The organism is Shinella sp. GW821-FHT10F02, from assembly GCF_058809275.1.
The window spans coordinates 1-15,979 of record NZ_JBXASL010000007.1; the positions used below are offsets into that span (position 1 = coordinate 1).

The following is a 15,979-nucleotide window of genomic DNA, read 5'->3' on the forward strand; positions in this document are numbered from 1 at the left end:
AGACCTGGGATGACAATGGTACGCTGCCCACCGCTGCATCTTACCAAATCATGCGGCTGCCACAGATAAGGATGACGCGGTGGGTGGGGGATCGCCTTGCACACCAAGAAAACCGACAACAAAAAAGGCGGTGCCTTGCGGCACCGCCCTTCTTCATTCCTAAACGAAGCGAAAGATCAGTTGGTCTGCGCTTCGATCTGCTTGGCTTCGCGGTTGACGGCCGAAATCTCGATACGGCGCGGCTTGGCGGCTTCCGGAATGTCGCGCAGAAGATCGATGTGGAGAAGGCCATTCTTCAGCGAAGCGGCGCGCACTTCCACATGATCGGCGAGCTGGAAGCGGCGCTCGAAGGCGCGCTTGGCAATGCCGCGGTAGAGATACTGGCTTTCCTCAGCCGTTTCGTCCTTCTTCTCGCCCTTGACCGTCAGTGCATGTTCGCGCGCCTCGATCGACAGTTCGCTTTCATCGAAACCGGCAACCGCCATGGTGATGCGGTAGGTGTTTTCGCCGGTGCGTTCGATGTTGTAGGGCGGATAGGTCTGGGCCTGCTCGGGCTGGCCGAGGCTATCGAGCATGGTGAAGAGACGGTCAAAGCCGACGGTGGAACGATAGAGGGGGGAGAAATCGACGTGACGCATGGTGTCCTCCTTCAGAGCAACGGTTGCGATCGATAAAAGGCGGCACCCGATTTCTGGAAGGTGCAGCCCGGTTCATCCGGCGTCCGACCCTCTTTGGCGACGGAAGCCTCGACGGACCCTTTCGGCGCCCGTGACGATGAAATGGGAACGCTTTTCCGACGGTTCAAGGGGTGCCGGACGGCCGAAAATTGCCCGGTGAAGAAATTTTCGAGATGAACGGCGGATGAACGCCCGCTTCGGAAACCGTTCAGCTTCACCTTGCTAGAACCGCATCATCGGAAGCGAAAACTTCTGAGACCGGGGTGCAACGTCCCTTCCTCCCTGGTCAAATTGCGCCGGACTGCATGAGGGCTACCCCCGTTGCCCCATGCATCCGGCTTTTTTCTTTGACGGCACGAAACCCAGCGCCTATCCATCCAGGAAGCAATTCCCGCCGAGACCCGCCCCGCGCCATGGATTCCATCCTGCACGCCACCGCCGACAATCCCGTTCCGGAGAACCATTTCGCGGGTTTCCTGGAAGGCCGCGGCGGCGTGAAGATCCGCTATGCCGTGTTCCGCTCGAAGGAGCGTGAGGCCAAGGGCACGGTCGTGCTGCTGCAAGGCCGCAGCGAGTGCATCGAGAAATATTTCGAGACGATCAACGACCTCACCGCCCGCGGCCTGTGGGTCGCCACCTTCGACTGGCGCGGCCAGGCGGGTTCCGACCGGCTGATCAAGGGCAACCGCGCCGGCCATATCGGGCGATTCGCCGATTACGAGGCCGACCTCTCGCTCTTCCTTGAAAAGATCGTGCTGCCGGACGCCCGCCTGCCCTTCTTCATCGTCGCACACTCGACCGGGGCGCTCGTCGCGCTTTCGCAGGCGCCCTATCTGGAAAACCGGATCGAGCGCATGGTGCTGGCCGCCCCCTTCATCGCGCTTGCCGGCCAGTCGATGAGCCAGAGCAAGATCACCGTCATCGCCCGCCTCGCCTCGCTTTTCGGGCTTGGCAAGCATACTTTCCGCAAGGGCGATCCCGGACACGATTTCCCGCGCAATGTCGTGACCTCAGACGAGCGCCGCTTCATCCGCAACGCCGCCATCTTCACCGAACATCCGGAGCTTTCCATCAGCTGGCCAAGCGCGCGCTGGCTGAACGAGACGCTGCGCACCATGGCCCGCGTGACGCATCAGGATCACCTGACGCGCATCCGCATCCCCACCCTGCTGCTCTGCCCGACCGCCGATGCGCTGGTGCCGCGCCGGACGATCGGTGACCTCGCGCGCATCTTCCGCGCCGCCCGCCTCATCGAGATCGATGGCGCCAAACACGAACTGTTTCAGGAAGCCGACCGTTTTCGCGCGCAGGCGCTGGCCGCGATCGAGGCCTTCATTCCGGGCAGCGACGCCGAAGACACCAGCCTCGGCGCCTGAAGTTCGATTAAGCCTTGAGAAGCGCCATCGCCTCGTCATAGACCTTGCGGCTGCCGGCCGCGATGATCTCGCCGCCCATTTCCGCCGGCCCGCCATCCCACGCCGTGATGATGCCGCCCGCCTGCTCGATGACGGAGATCAGCCCGCCGACGTCATAGGGCTTGAGCCCGCATTCGACAACGAGGTCGACATGGCCGGCCGCGAGCAGCGCATAGGCGTAACAATCGACGCCATAACGAAACAGCCGCACCTTGTCCTGCACCGCCTCGAACCGCGTCTTGCGGGTGTCCGTAAAGAGATGCGGCGAGGTGGTGAACAGGATCGCGTCCGAAAGCCTTTCGCATGACCGCGTCGAGAGCACCTTGCTGCCATCCGGGCCGGCATAATGCGAAACCTTGCCATCCGCGAAATAGCGCTCGCCGGTGAAGGGCTGGTCGATGAGGCCCATCACCGCCTCGCCATTGCGATAGAGGCCGATCAGCGTGCCCCAGACGGGCACGCCGGAAATGAAGGCGCGCGTGCCGTCGATCGGGTCGATGACCCAGACATATTCCCGGTCGAGACCGACCGAGCCATGCTCCTCGCCCAGGATGCCATGCTCGGGAAAATGCTCTTCGATCAGCGCGCGGATCGCCGTCTCGGCGGCGCGGTCGCCTTCCGTCACCGGATCGAAGCCGGCGGCCTCCTTGTTGACGACATCGGCGCCGACGCGAAAGCGCGGCAGGGTCTCCTTGGCCGCAGCATCGGCAAGGCGGTCGAAAAAGGCGCGATCAGGCAACATGGGGGATCTCTCGGAGGGGACTGCGGACTGCCCTTCCCTTACGCTATCGCGCGGCAAAACGGAACCGGATTGACGCAGAACATGTCCGCAGCCCCGCGCAGGAAAATTGCTTAACGGATCTCAAATTTGTCCCGCAGTTGCGCTTGACATTTGTGCAGCGCAACATTATTGTTTCCTTACAGTCATTCGTGACTGTAAATACCCTCCTTGGGTGTTTCCTCCCTAGACTTAACCGCGCCCAAAGCGCGGTTTTTTTTGAGAGGAACGTGGCCTATTCGGCCGCCAGCGCCCGGTCCGCGGCATATTCCTCAACATGGTCGGAAAAATCCTGGAGGAAGGCGGAAATCGCCGTCTGCAACACCGCGAAATCCGGCTTCTTGGCGAGCGTCGTCTCGTCGACGTAAAGACCGCGGTTCACCTCGATCTGCAACGCATGCAGCCCCTTGGCGGGCCGGCCATAGTGCTCCGTGATGAAGCCGCCCGCATAGGGCTTGTTGCGCACGACGGAGAAACCCATGTCCTCCAAGAGCCGCATGGCGGTGCGCGAAAGCTCCCCGGAGGCGCTGGTGCCGTAGCGGTCGCCGATGATGAAATCCGGCCGCACGCTGGTGCCCGAAACCCGGATATTGCCCGGCATGGAATGGCAATCGATGAGCACCGAAAAGCCGAAGGTTACATGGGTGCGCACGACGAGACGGCGCAGGCACGCATGATAGGGCTTGTAGACCGTCTCCACCCGCTCCAGCGCGTCCGCCACCGGAAAGCGGTTACGATAGATCTCCATGTTCTCCGCCACGACCCGCGGCACGGTGCCAAGCCCGCCGGCAACGCGGATGGAGCTGATATTGGCATAGGACGGCAGCGAGCCCTCGAACATGCGCGGGTCGAGCTCGTAGGGCTCGCGGTTGACGTCGAGCCAGGCGCGCGGGAAATGCGCGACCAGCATCGGCGCCCCGAGGGCCGGAGCGACCGAGAAGAGTTCGTCGACATAATGGTCTTCCGAACGGCGGATGCCGAGCGCGTCGAGGCGCGACTGCGCGAGGAAGCTCTGTGGATAACGCCGGCCGCTATGGGGAGAATTGAAGACGAGGGGCACGCTCTGCGAAACCGGCTCCAGCACTTCGAAGTGGCTGTTTTCGCTCAGAGCCTCCGCCATTGCCGTCCTTTACCATGCCTGAAAGTCATACCGTCACCCATGTTGCCAGCGCCCCCCGCCCGTGTCCATACTGAGAAACGAGGGATTAGGGGCTTGCCCTGCCCCATTCACCGGATATTTACCGGAATACGCTCTTGTAACAGAACCGCCCGTCCGCGGGCCGACAACCTTAGCAACGGTTCCCGAATTCCATGACACCCAAGATTCTCCTCGCAGAAGACGACAACGATATGCGCCGGTTCCTCGTGAAGGCGCTCGAAAAGGCGGGCTACCAGGTGCTGTCCTACGACAACGGCGCCAGCGCCTATGACCGGCTTCGCGAAGAACCCTTCTCGCTGCTCCTCACCGACATCGTGATGCCGGAGATGGACGGCATCGAGCTGGCGCGCCGCGCGACCGAACTCGATCCGGATCTCAAAGTGATGTTCATCACCGGCTTTGCCGCCGTGGCGCTGAACCCGGATTCCAAGGCCCCGAAGGATGCCAAGGTCCTCTCGAAACCCTTCCATTTGCGCGATCTCGTCGACGAGGTCAACAAGATGCTGGCCGCCTAAGACCCGGAAAACACCACAAAATCGGGCCGTAAAAAAAGCTTCAAAAAGCTATTGACGGCGCCCAAGGTTTTGTGGTCTATCCGCCGCATCGGATGGGCGTGTAGCTCAGCGGGAGAGCACTACGTTGACATCGTAGGGGTCACAGGTTCAATCCCTGTCACGCCCACCATTCGAATTCGAAAGGCCTTGCGGGAAACCGCGAGGCCTTTTTCTTTTGCCGGTTGGCCAGTGCGCCGGCAGGGGCGTTTTGTAGGAAGAGCATCAGTCGAGCGCGATTTTTGAGGTGGCGATGCTCTGCCAATGGGTGCCAATCTCTTAGAGGGCCGCGCTGTATTTCGCCGCTTCGGCATGGTTCCCGTCAATGCCGGCCTCGATTCCCTTTTACGCGAGGGCGAGGCTTTCGACTCACTGGGATTTTCAGGCTATTTTCGAGGCATTCGCCGCCCCTTCAGGCAGTTTTTGCACCGCAACAGGCGGTTGCGCGGAAATACACATATGCCGTTCAGGAAACAGTTGACGGCGGAAGGTATTTTGCGTTCAAATGAACCTTGGTTCAGGTCGTTATTCCAGTGCCAACACTATGAAATGGCGCTCAAATTCCGGAAAATGCCGGCACGCGGCGAAGGCTTCCCACCGCGCGATTACCCCATGAATGCGTAAAGTGTTTATTGCCTGGCCATGCTTGAGCTCTCCACCGCCGCGCGAAAGATAGCGCACCCCGTTGGAGGACGGGCTGTGGTTGGTCGACGTGATGGGAGGAGTATCCATGAGCGACATATCCAGCATACACCCGGTGGACGAGAAGCTGCCTGCGAGCAGGCTCGCGACGCTGGGCATCCAGCATGTGCTCGTCATGTATGGCGGCGCCGTCGCGGTGCCGCTGATCGTCGGGCGGGCCTTGCAGCTGAGCCCGCAGGACGTGGCCTTCCTGATTTCCGCCGACCTCTTCGTCTGCGGCCTGGTCACCATCATCCAGTCGCTCGGCATCAGCCGCCATGTCGGCATCCGCCTGCCCGTCATGATGGGCGTTACCTTCGCTTCCGTCGGCCCGATGGTTTCCATGGCGACGATGGCCCCCGGAGCGGAAGGGGCGCGCATGATCTTCGGCGCCATCATCGGGGCCGGTTTCGTCGCCCTCCTGATCGCGCCGATCATGGGGCGGCTGCTGCGCTTTTTCCCGCCCGTGGTGACCGGCACCATCATCCTCGTCATCGGCGTGTCGCTGATGCGCGTGGGCATCAACTGGACCTTCGGCAACCCCTTCGGCCCGACCGCGCCCAAGCTGATAGACCCCACCCACACCGAGTGGCTCGCCCAGATGAAGACGCTTGCCGAAACCGGCGGCCCGGCGGTTCCGGACGGTTTCGCCATCGCGCCGACCGTTTCCAACCCGGTCTATGCCGAGCCGAGCCACATCGCGCTTTCGGCGCTGGTGCTGATCTCCATCCTGGTCATCGCCCGCTACGGCCGGGGCCTCATCAGCAATATCGCGGTGCTGGCCGGCGTCGTCATCGGCTGCATTGCCGCGTCGATCCTCGGCATGATGCATTTCGACCGTGTGGCCGATGCCGGCTGGTTCGCCGTGGTCACGCCGCTGCGCTTCGGCATGCCGATCTTCGATCCGGTGCTGATCGCCACCATGACGCTGGTGATGATCGTCGTCATGATCGAATCGACCGGCATGTTCCTGGCGCTCGGTGAAATCACCGACAGGCCGGTGTCGCAGCAGCAGCTCACCGCCGGCCTGCGCGTCGATGGCATCGGCACGATGATCGGCGGCCTGTTCAACACCTTCCCCTATACGAGCTTCTCGCAGAATGTCGGCCTCGTCGGCGTCACCGGCGTGAAGAGCCGCTACGTCTGCGTCGCCGCCGGCATCATCATGATCATTCTCGGCGTCATTCCGAAGATGGGCGCGCTGGTGGAAGCCGTGCCGACCTTCGTTCTCGGCGGCGCCGGCCTCGTGATGTTCGGCATGGTGGCGGCGACGGGCGTGCGCATCCTCTCGAATGTTGACTTCAAGACCTCGCGCAACAACCTCTTCGTGGTCGCGGTCTCCGTCGGCTTCGGCCTGATCCCGCTGCTTGCGCCGAACTATCTGATGTGGATGCCGCACGCGATCCACCCGATCATCGAATCGGGCATCGTGCTCGCCTCCATCGTCGCCGTGCTGCTGAACGCCTTCTTCAACGGCGTCCGCTTCGAGCAGGCCGACGCCGTGGAAGCAGCCCGCCTGGCCGACAGCCACTAGGCAAGCCACGCTCTTCGGGAAAACCCGGCTTGCCGCGAGCGAGCCGGGTTTTTTAATGCCCAATGTGGGCCACGGCATTTTCTTGCGCCCGCTGACAAGGCATAGCAGGGGAAAGAAACCGCGGCTTCGGGAGCATTCATGGCGGGCATGATGAGGGCGCGCGAGGCGCTCATTCTGGCGGTCACGCTCTGGACGGCGCTTTCCATCAACGATTTCCTGCTGCTGCCGGGCGGTTTTCTTATCCTCGCCCCCGGCTGGATAAGCAGCATCCTGCTGGCCCTCCTGCTGGCGCAGGTGCTGCAACGCCTGGAAAACCTGCCGCGGCAACAGGCGATCGGCTTCGGCGTGATGGCCGTAATGGCAACGGCGGCAAGCCAGGCCGCCTTCGATGTCACCGCCATCATGATGATCGGCCCGCATGTGCTTCCCGGCGGCACCGGCGTGCCCGGCTTTGCGATCGCCGACACCTTTGACAAGGCCATCCTGCAATTCCGTATGGGCCTGATGTGGAACACCGTCGCGTTCGGCTTTTATGCCGCTGCAATCTCGCTGCTCAACGCGCAGCGGCGAAAGCTCGATGCGGAAATGCGGGCGCTACGCTACGAGCTCAATCCGCACTTCCTTTTCAACACGCTGAATTCCATTGCCGGCCTCATCGAGGAGGGATCCGGCGGGCGGGCGGACCGCATGGTGCTGTCGCTCTCACGCTTCCTCCAGACAACGCTCACGCTCGACCCGCTGCATGATGTGCCGCTTGTGGACGAGATCGCGCTCCAGCGCGACTATCTGGAAATCGAGCGCGAGCGCTTTGCGGACCGCATGGCCTTCGACATCCGCTTGCCGGCCGGGCTGGAGACGGCGCTCGTTCCTAGCCTCATTCTCCAGCCGCTGATCGAGAATGCGGTGAAACACGGCGTTGCCGCATCGCGCACACCGGTGACCATCGTGCTGGAAGCGCGGCGGGAGGCGGATCGTCTTTTGCTGAGCGTCGAAAACGGGCTGCCGGAGGAGGGTTTGGCTTATGGCAAGCCCGCGGGCATGGGGGTTGGTCTCAGGAACATCGCCGACCGGTTGCAGGCGCGTTTCGGAAACCGGTGGCGTTTTTCGACGGGCCCGGTGGAGGGCGGGCTTTACCGCGCCTCAATCGAGCTGCCGCTTCGAATGGTCTGAGGGTGCAGTCCCGGCGAAATCCGGCCGGAACTGCATGGCGCCTATCAGTTCAGCGGGATCTGAAAGCCGCCCGAATCCGCGGGCCGGGCATAGGTCGTGTTGTTGGCTGCGGTCGTGCTGCAGCCTGCGAGCACCAGAACCGCGAGTGCCGCGACGACGAAACCAGATATGGGGCGCATGTGCCTCTCCTTTGTGTTTGCCCGTATGACATAGGGATGCGAAGCGCTTCCGTCTACCGAGGTGCGGACATGAAAAAGCCCGGCGCGGGGCCGGGCTTCTCCAATTCGTTCCGAGGGCGGGTTTACCACTCGGCCACGCTGCCATCTTCATGGCGCCAGACGGGGTTGCGCCAGCGATGGCCTTCCTTGGCCCGCTCGATGACGTAAGCCTCGTCCACCTCGATGCCGAGGCCCGGCCCCTGCGGGATCGACACGAAGCCGTCGGCGTAGTGGAACACCTCCTTGTTGGAGATGTAGTCGAGGATGTCGTTGCCCTTGTTGTAATGAATGCCGAGGCTCTGTTCCTGGATGAAGGCATTGTAGGAGACGGCATCGACCTGGAGGCAGGCGGCAAGCGCGATCGGCCCCAGCGGGCAATGCGGCGCCAGCGCCACGTCATAGGCCTCCGCCATCGCCGCGATCTTGCGGCATTCCGTGATGCCGCCGGCATGCGACAGGTCCGGTTGCAGGATATCGACGTAGCCATCGGACAATACCGACTTGAAGTCCCAGCGCGAATAGAGCCGTTCGCCCAAGGCAATCGGTGTCGAGCAATGGTTGGCGATCTCCTTCAGCGCCTCGCGGTTTTCCGACAGCACCGGCTCCTCGATGAACATCAGCTTGAACTGTTCGAGTTCCTTCGCCAGCACCTTGGCCATCGGCCGGTGCACGCGGCCGTGGAAATCGACGCCGATGCCGATATAGGGGCCGACGGCCTCGCGGATCGTCGCGATGGTTTCCACCGCCTTCTCGACCTTGTCCCAGGTGTCGACGATCTGCATCTCCTCGCAGCCGTTGAGCTTGATCGCCTTGAAGCCGCGAGCGACGACTTCGCGGGCATTGTTGGCGACGTCGGCGGGGCGATCGCCGCCGATCCACGAATAGACCTTGATCTTGTCGCGCACCTGGCCGCCGAGCAGGGCATGGATCGGCTGGCCGTAAGCCTTGCCCTTGATGTCCCAGAGTGCCTGGTCGATGCCGGCGAGCGCCGACATATGCACGGCCCCGCCGCGATAGAAGCCGCCGCGATACATGACCTGCCAATGGTCCTCGATCAGCAGCGGGTCCTTGCCGATGAGGTAGTCCGACAGTTCCTCCACGGCCGCCTGCACCGTCAGCGCGCGGCCTTCCACCACCGGCTCACCCCAGCCGACGATGCCCTCGTCCGTCTCCACCTTCAGGAACAGCCACCGCGGCGGCACGATATAGGTCGTCAGCTTCGTGATCTTCATGGGTTTGCGTCCCTCGTCAGTTTGTCTTCAAATCGCCGGCGTCGCCCATCAGGCGGGAGAGGTCGCGTGCGGCGAGATCGAGAACGTGGCGCGAGCAGGTTTCCGCCCGCGCGCCATCGCGCAGGCGCAGCGCATCGACGAGCTCACGGTGCACGTCGAGCGCCTCGTCGCGCTTGACCGCTGCGCGGTTGGACGCGTGCAGCGCATAGGAGAGTGCCGCGTGGATGATCGAGGAGAGCTGGTGGAAGACCTTGTTGTGGCTCGCCTTCAGCAGGGTCTCGTGAAAGCGGGCATCGGCGGCCGTGAAGGCTTCGAGGTCACCCTCCGCATCGCCCATGTCGTCGCAGGCCCGTTCCAGGTCGGCGATTTCCTGCGCCGTGGCGCGCGAGGCCGCGAGGAAGGCGGCAGCGGGCTCGACCGTGCGGCGCGCCTCGAGGATCGAGCCGAGCAGTTCCGCCGACAGCACGTCCGGCCCCATCCATTCGAGGATCTGCGCGTCGAGCACGTTCCATTCCGCCCGGTCGCAGACGAGCGTGCCGACCCGCGGGCGGCCGCGCACGAGGCCCTTGGTCTCCAGCACCTTCAGCGATTCGCGGATAACCGTGCGGCTGACGCCATAGGTCTCGCAAAGGTCGCTTTCGCGTGGCAGAACCGTGCCGGGCGGAAAACGCCCGCCGCAGATATCCGCGCCGATCGCCGCCGTCACATTGTGGCGCACGCGCGGCCGGCGCGCCGGCGACCGCTGCGCCTGTCTCGTTGCCTTGTCAGCCAAAGTGCCTCCCGCAAGCCACGCTAAATCATCATACAATTAGTCAATAATTATACGACAAATTGATGGCAAGCGCCAAGATACCCGGCCGTATCGGTGCGTAAAATTCCTGATATTGACTTTTGCTGACAGAGTGCATAATGCGCCGAACCCAACCGCAGGAGCCGCCATGCTCGCCGAACTTCCCGCCGTTCTCGTCCTCAACGCGAAAGACAATGTCGGGGTCGCGCCCGGCAATGTCGATGCCGGCCGAGCGCTCGTCAACGGCGTGACGGCCGCCGAGCGCATACCGCGCGGCCACAAGGTGGCGCTCGCGCCGATCGCCGAAGGCGCGCCTATTTTTAAATACGGCCAGATCATCGGTTACGCGACGAAGGCGATCCGTCCCGGCGAACATGTGCACCTGCAGAACCTCGCCATTCTCGACGTCGCGTTGAAACACGAATTCTGTGTCGACAATGCACCGCCGGTGATGGTGCCGGAGGCCGAGCGCCGCACCTTCGAGGGCTACGACCGCGGCAACGGCCGCATCGGCACGCGCAACTATATCGGCATCCTCTCGACCGTGAACTGTTCCGCCACGGTCTCACGTTATGTGGCGGAGCACTATGCCCGCAAATTCCGCGAGACCGGTCATGAGAACATCGACGGCGTGGTGGCCCTCACCTATGGCGGCGGCTGCGCGCTGAACCTGAAATCTGAAGGCGGGCGCATCCTGACACGCACCTTCAAGGGCTATGCCCGCAACCCGAATTTCGGCGGCATCCTGATGATCGGGCTCGGTTGCGAGACCTTTCAGTATGGCCCGCTGGTCGAAGAGGCTGGGCTGGAGGAGGGAAAGACCTTCCGCAAGATGATGATCCAGGAACAGGGCGGCACGCGCAAGACGATCGAGGCGGCCTGCGCGATGATCGACGACATGCTGCCGGATGTCGGCCGCATCCGCCGCACGCCGCAGCCGCTCTCCGGCATCAGGCTCGCGCTCGAATGCGGTGGCTCCGACGGCTATTCCGGCATTTCCGCCAATCCGGCGCTGGGCGTCGCCTCCGACCTCCTGGTCAAGGAGGGGGCGACGACCGTGCTCTCCGAAACGCCGGAAATCTACGGCGCCGAACATCTTTTGACACGCCGCGCCGCCCGGCCGGAGGTCGCGGAAAAGCTGCTTTCCCGCATCGACTGGTGGCGCGACTACACCGCCAGGAACGACGCCGAACTCAACAACAACCCGTCCTTCGGCAACAAGGCCGGCGGCCTCACCACCATTCTGGAAAAATCGCTCGGCGCCGTCGCCAAGGGCGGCTCCATGCCACTGAACGCCGTCTACGAATATGCCGAAGAGGTGACGGAAACGGGCTTCGTCTTCATGGACACGCCCGGCTATGACCCTGCCGCCGTCACCGGCCAGATCGCCGGCGGCTGCAACCTCGTTGCCTTCACCACCGGCCGCGGCTCGGTTTCCGGCTACAAGCCGGCGCCCTGCATCAAGATCGCCACCAACACGCCCATGTACGAGCACATCAAGGAAGACATGGACATCAATTGCGGCACGATCGTCGACGGCAAGGAGACGATCGAACAGGCCGGCCGCCGCATCTTCGAATTCGTCATCGACACCGCCTCCGGCCGCAAGACGGCCAGCGAAGCCTACGACTACGGCGACAACGAATTCGTCCCCTGGCAGGTCGGTGCGATCACCTGAGGCGGCCTCCAAAAGACATCACACGAAGAGAATGAATCTCCCCTGAAATATCCATTATAAAACAGTGAATTATCAGCAGTTTCAAACCGTTCTGTTAATGCCGCCACCAAACATGCCTGGTGCGGCTTCCCCAGCCATTTTGGCGGGGAGGACGGGCGGGAGCCCAGAGGAGTACTTTCTTGAAGAAACTGGTGATGTTCGTGCTTGCCGCAGGCCTGTTCTCTTGCGGTAGCGCAATCGCTCACGCCCAGACAAAGGGCGACTGGGTACTCGGAAACTACAAGGGCGCCGGCTACTGGTTCCCGGGGGTCGTTGAGAAGATGGGCGGTGGCCAGATCACCATTCGTTACGACGACGGCGACCGCGAAACCGTATCGGTCAACGACGTCCGGCCCTATGACTGGATGATCGGCATGAAGGTCGAATGCAACTACAAGGGCCAGGGCGAATGGTACGGCGGCACGATCGCGTCGCTGGCCGGCGAGAAGATCGGCATCGCCTATGACGACGGCGACAAGGAAACGACCAAGACGGGCCGTTGCCGCACGCAATAATAGGCTCGAAAAAAGGGGGCGGGTTCGACCTGCCCCCAGACCAGCGCATTCAACTGACCATTAGACGTGCATGAGGATATTGACGAGCGTGTCGGCGGGATCGCGCACGAAGAAACGCCGTACGCCCCAGGGCTCGTCCGCCGGACCGTATTCGATCGCGTAACCGCCCTTCAGCGCGGCCTGATAGGCCGCCTCCACGTCGTCCACCTCGACCGAAAGGCCTGGCACCGGCGTGCCGGAGCCGCCTTCCGAGGCAAAACTCACCTGCAAGGGCATGGTGCCGCCGGTGCCATAGGTGGCGATCCAGCCGTGATCCATGAGAAGATCGAGGCCGAGAACGTCGCCGTAGAATTTCGCGACGGCCGCCGGGTCGGCTGTTTCGACATTCGCGACGATGCGTTTGACCTTCACGACGACCTCCTCAGCGCGCAATGGGGCTGGCATAGACCGGCATGTCGGGCCGGTGCGCCGCGCGCAGTTCCGCGACGCGCTGGATGACCTTGGGCAGCGACACGGTGATGTGGTGTTGCAGGGTCTCGGCGGCACGCTCGCTGTCGTCCACGTCGAGCGCGCGGAACACCGCGAGATGCTCGGCGATGAAAGGCTCGCTTTCAGGCATGCGATGCGAGACGCCGATGATGTGCTTGCTGACATTCAGCATGAACCGCGCGCGACGCAGCGCGATCAGCAGCTCCCGGTTGGGGCAATAGCCGAGGCAGGTGATGTGCAGGTCGGTTTCGAGATCGTCCATCGCCGGAACCGAGAGGTCCGGATAGACCGCCAGTGCCTCCTCCAGCCGATGCGTCATCGCACGGCGCTCGGCGGGTGGGATGAAGGGCGCCGCCCGGGTCAGCGCCAGAGGCTCCAGCGCCACGCGGATATCGTGCAGGTCGCGCATGCGGCTTTCGTCGAGCGGCACCAGCGTCCAGCGCATGCGCTCGTCCTTTTCCATGATGCCGAGCGCTTCGAGCCGCGTCAGCGCATCGCGCGCCACCTGCCGGCCGACGCCGCGGGCGCGCGCCAGCTCCACCTCGTTGATGCGGTGGCGGCCGAAAACGGAGATATGCACCATCTCGCGCTCCAGGCTCTCATAGATCGCCTCCCAGCCGGGCGCCTTGCGCAGGCCCGGCGCCTCTTCGTCGAGGCCGAGCATCTCGGCGGTCAGCGCCACGCGCTTCGGACCGCTGCGCCCCTGCCCCACGAGGAAACCGCGCCCATCGAAACGCCGGATCGAACCCGCCGCCTCCAGCAGCGCGAAGGCCTGACGGACGGGCGTGCGCGTTGAGGCAAAAACACCGGCGACCGGGCCTTCGAGCAGCAGCGCCCCCCTCGGCAGGCGGCCGGCGGATATCGCATCGGCCAAGACATCGCGAATGCGCAGGTAAAGCGGGCTCTTGTCGAGCGCCGCTTCGGCGCTTTCCGCGCCCGTCTCTGCCAAAACCTGACCCGCTTCGTTCATGGCGCGGACCATGGCATGAATGCCTTATGCCGACAACGGTCATGTCCGGCGCAAGTAGGCAGCAAGGAAATTGCGCCGCACCGTCAAAAAATCGTCATTCCTTTCGTGACGCGCGGGGCGTTTTGCGCTAGGGAAACCCTCTCAAGGCTCGCAATCCGGCCCTCGAAGGGCCATATGCGAGCAACGTCCTATGTCAAGGAATGGAACCATGCCCGCATACCGCTCCCGAACCACCACCCACGGCCGCAACATGGCCGGTGCCCGCGGCCTCTGGCGCGCGACCGGCATGAAGGATTCGGATTTCGGCAAGCCGATTATCGCGGTGGTGAACTCCTTTACCCAGTTCGTGCCCGGCCACGTGCACCTGAAGGACCTCGGCCAGCTCGTCGCGCGCGAGATCGAGGCTGCCGGCGGCGTCGCCAAGGAATTCAACACGATCGCCGTCGACGACGGCATCGCCATGGGCCATGACGGCATGCTCTATTCGCTGCCGTCGCGCGAGATCATCGCCGACTCGGTCGAGTACATGGTCAACGCGCATTGCGCCGACGCCATGGTCTGCATCTCGAACTGCGACAAGATCACGCCCGGCATGCTGAATGCCGCCATGCGCCTCAACATCCCCGCCGTCTTCGTTTCCGGCGGACCGATGGAGGCCGGTAAAGTCGTGCTGCACGGCAAAACGGTTGCGCTTGACCTCGTGGACGCCATGGTCGCCGCCGCCGACGACAAGATCTCCGACGAGGACGTCAAGGTCATCGAACGATCGGCCTGTCCGACCTGCGGCTCCTGCTCCGGTATGTTCACGGCCAATTCGATGAACTGCCTGACGGAGGCCCTCGGCCTGTCGCTGCCCGGCAACGGCTCGACGCTGGCGACGCATGCCGACCGCAAGCGCCTCTTCGTCGAGGCCGGCCACCTGATCGTCGATCTCGCACGCCGCTATTACGAGCAGGACGACGAGAGCATCCTGCCCCGCTCGGTCGCCAACAAGCGCGCCTTCGAGAACGCCATGTCGCTCGATGTCGCCATGGGCGGCTCGACCAACACCGTGCTGCACATCCTCGCCGCCGCCTATGAAGGCGGCATCGATTTCGACCTCAGCGACATCGACGCGCTGTCGCGTCGTGTGCCCTGCCTCTCCAAGGTCGCGCCCGCCAAGCAGGACGTGCACATGGAAGACGTGCACCGTGCTGGCGGCATCATGCGCATCCTCGGCGAACTCGACCGCGGCGGCCTCATCCACCGCGACACGCCGACCGTGCATGCCGAAACGCTCGGCCACGCGATCGACCGCTGGGACATCACCCGCACGACCAGCGAGACGGTCCGCACCTTCTTCCGCGCGGCGCCGGGCGGCATCCCGACGCAAGTCGCGTTCAGCCAGTCGGCCCGCTGGGACGAACTGGATACGGACGGCGAAAACGGCGTCATCCGCTCCGTTGAGCACCCGTTCTCCAAGGACGGCGGTCTCGCCGTGCTTTCGGGCAACATCGCGCTCGACGGCTGCATCGTGAAGACGGCGGGCGTCGATGAATCGATCCTGAAGTTCTCCGGCCCGGCGGTCGTCTTCGAAAGCCAGGACGCGGCGGTCAAGGGAATCCTCGCCAACGAGGTGAAGGCCGGCGACGTCGTCGTCATCCGCTACGAAGGCCCGAAGGGCGGCCCCGGCATGCAGGAAATGCTCTATCCGACGAGCTACCTGAAGTCGAAGGGTCTCGGAAAGGCCTGCGCGCTCGTCACCGACGGCCGCTTCTCCGGCGGCACCTCGGGCCTGTCGATCGGCCACGCCTCGCCGGAAGCCGCCCAGGGCGGCACGATCGGCCTCGTGCGCCAGGGTGATCTCATCGAGATCGACATCCCGAACCGCACGATCAACCTCGCGGTTTCGGAGGAAGAGCTGGCCGTGCGCCGCGCCGAGCAGGACAAGCTCGGCTGGAAGCCGGCAGCACCGCGCAAGCGCAACGTCACGACCGCGCTGAAGGCCTATGCCGCCTTCGCCGCCAGTGCCGACAAGGGCGCCGTGCGCATCCTGCCGGAATAAGCTTTTGCCGGGCGCCAGGTTTTCCTCGCGCCCGGTCTC

General features: G+C 63.6%; 16 protein-coding genes and 1 tRNA gene. 9 read left to right on the top strand and 8 right to left on the bottom strand.

All coding sequences use genetic code 11. The annotated features are described in order from the left end of the window. Window positions 1-176: 176 nt before the first annotated feature. Complete coding sequence (locus tag AC1RWL_RS21305) at window positions 177-638, bottom strand: Hsp20 family protein (RefSeq protein ID WP_256120927.1); 462 nt, start codon at window positions 636-638, stop codon at window positions 177-179. A gap of 452 nt (window positions 639-1,090) precedes the next feature. Between AC1RWL_RS21305 and AC1RWL_RS21310 the strand changes: the two genes are divergently transcribed. Then, window positions 1,091-2,053: an alpha/beta fold hydrolase gene (locus AC1RWL_RS21310; RefSeq protein ID WP_493097172.1), complete on the top strand. Its 963-nt coding sequence runs from the start codon at window positions 1,091-1,093 to the stop codon at window positions 2,051-2,053. Window positions 2,054-2,060: 7 nt separating this feature from the next. On the opposite strand, the gene hisN is transcribed toward AC1RWL_RS21310, so the two are convergent. Together hisN and AC1RWL_RS21320 are read right to left on the bottom strand one after the other, a co-directional pair. Beyond that, a complete protein-coding gene (gene hisN / locus AC1RWL_RS21315) occupies window positions 2,061-2,834 on the bottom strand; it encodes a histidinol-phosphatase (protein WP_493097173.1) in 774 nt (257 codons plus the stop codon). A gap of 271 nt (window positions 2,835-3,105) precedes the next feature. Further along, complete coding sequence (locus tag AC1RWL_RS21320; RefSeq protein WP_493097174.1) at window positions 3,106-3,990, bottom strand: N-formylglutamate amidohydrolase; 885 nt, start codon at window positions 3,988-3,990, stop codon at window positions 3,106-3,108. 191 nt (window positions 3,991-4,181) lie between these two features. Here AC1RWL_RS21320 and cpdR1 point away from each other — a divergent pair, with 191 nt between their 5' ends. From cpdR1 to AC1RWL_RS21345, 5 genes are all read left to right on the top strand, one after another. Then, window positions 4,182-4,544 (top strand): response regulator CpdR1, encoded by a 363-nt coding sequence (cpdR1, locus tag AC1RWL_RS21325; protein WP_069061148.1) that lies wholly within the window; start codon window positions 4,182-4,184, stop codon window positions 4,542-4,544. Window positions 4,545-4,638: 94 nt separating this feature from the next. Next, a tRNA-Val gene (locus tag AC1RWL_RS21330) sits at window positions 4,639-4,713 on the top strand. A 131-nt stretch (window positions 4,714-4,844) separates the two neighbouring features. Beyond that, window positions 4,845-5,204 carry a hypothetical protein gene (locus AC1RWL_RS21335; RefSeq protein WP_493097175.1) on the top strand — a complete coding sequence of 120 codons (360 nt, stop codon included), beginning with the start codon at window positions 4,845-4,847 and terminating at the stop codon, window positions 5,202-5,204. 106 nt (window positions 5,205-5,310) lie between these two features. After that, entirely contained in the window at window positions 5,311-6,795 is a 1,485-nt protein-coding gene (locus tag AC1RWL_RS21340; protein WP_435266294.1) for a nucleobase:cation symporter-2 family protein, read from the top strand. Window positions 6,796-6,933: 138 nt separating this feature from the next. After that, the gene (locus AC1RWL_RS21345; protein ID WP_493097176.1) at window positions 6,934-7,965 is read left to right on the top strand and encodes a sensor histidine kinase; all 1,032 of its coding nucleotides are present in this window, start codon (window positions 6,934-6,936) and stop codon (window positions 7,963-7,965) included. A 44-nt stretch (window positions 7,966-8,009) separates the two neighbouring features. On the opposite strand, the gene AC1RWL_RS21350 is transcribed toward AC1RWL_RS21345, so the two are convergent. The 3 genes from AC1RWL_RS21350 to AC1RWL_RS21360 form a co-directional block, all read right to left on the bottom strand. Beyond that, window positions 8,010-8,144, bottom strand: a complete 135-nt coding sequence (locus AC1RWL_RS21350; RefSeq protein WP_493097177.1) for a hypothetical protein — start codon at window positions 8,142-8,144, stop codon at window positions 8,010-8,012. Between the two features lie 122 nt (window positions 8,145-8,266). Next, complete coding sequence (gene dgoD, locus AC1RWL_RS21355; protein WP_493097178.1) at window positions 8,267-9,415, bottom strand: galactonate dehydratase; 1,149 nt, start codon at window positions 9,413-9,415, stop codon at window positions 8,267-8,269. Window positions 9,416-9,431: 16 nt separating this feature from the next. Next, window positions 9,432-10,187 carry a FadR/GntR family transcriptional regulator gene (locus AC1RWL_RS21360; RefSeq protein WP_493097179.1) on the bottom strand — a complete coding sequence of 252 codons (756 nt, stop codon included), beginning with the start codon at window positions 10,185-10,187 and terminating at the stop codon, window positions 9,432-9,434. A gap of 166 nt (window positions 10,188-10,353) precedes the next feature. Between AC1RWL_RS21360 and AC1RWL_RS21365 the strand changes: the two genes are divergently transcribed. After that, a complete protein-coding gene (locus AC1RWL_RS21365; protein WP_493097180.1) occupies window positions 10,354-11,883 on the top strand; it encodes a UxaA family hydrolase in 1,530 nt (509 codons plus the stop codon). Between the two features lie 179 nt (window positions 11,884-12,062). Further along, a complete protein-coding gene (locus AC1RWL_RS21370; RefSeq protein WP_493097181.1) occupies window positions 12,063-12,437 on the top strand; it encodes a tudor domain-containing protein in 375 nt (124 codons plus the stop codon). Between the two features lie 60 nt (window positions 12,438-12,497). Here the strand turns inward: AC1RWL_RS21370 and AC1RWL_RS21375 are convergent, their stop codons facing one another. Then, complete coding sequence (locus tag AC1RWL_RS21375) at window positions 12,498-12,848, bottom strand: VOC family protein (protein WP_493097182.1); 351 nt, start codon at window positions 12,846-12,848, stop codon at window positions 12,498-12,500. A 10-nt stretch (window positions 12,849-12,858) separates the two neighbouring features. Next, the gene (locus AC1RWL_RS21380) at window positions 12,859-13,896 is read right to left on the bottom strand and encodes a GntR family transcriptional regulator (protein ID WP_493097183.1); all 1,038 of its coding nucleotides are present in this window, start codon (window positions 13,894-13,896) and stop codon (window positions 12,859-12,861) included. A gap of 208 nt (window positions 13,897-14,104) precedes the next feature. Between AC1RWL_RS21380 and ilvD the strand changes: the two genes are divergently transcribed. Then, on the top strand, window positions 14,105-15,940 hold the full coding sequence (ilvD, locus tag AC1RWL_RS21385) for a dihydroxy-acid dehydratase (protein WP_493097184.1): 1,836 nt from the start codon (window positions 14,105-14,107) through the stop codon (window positions 15,938-15,940). Window positions 15,941-15,979 lie beyond the last annotated feature (39 nt).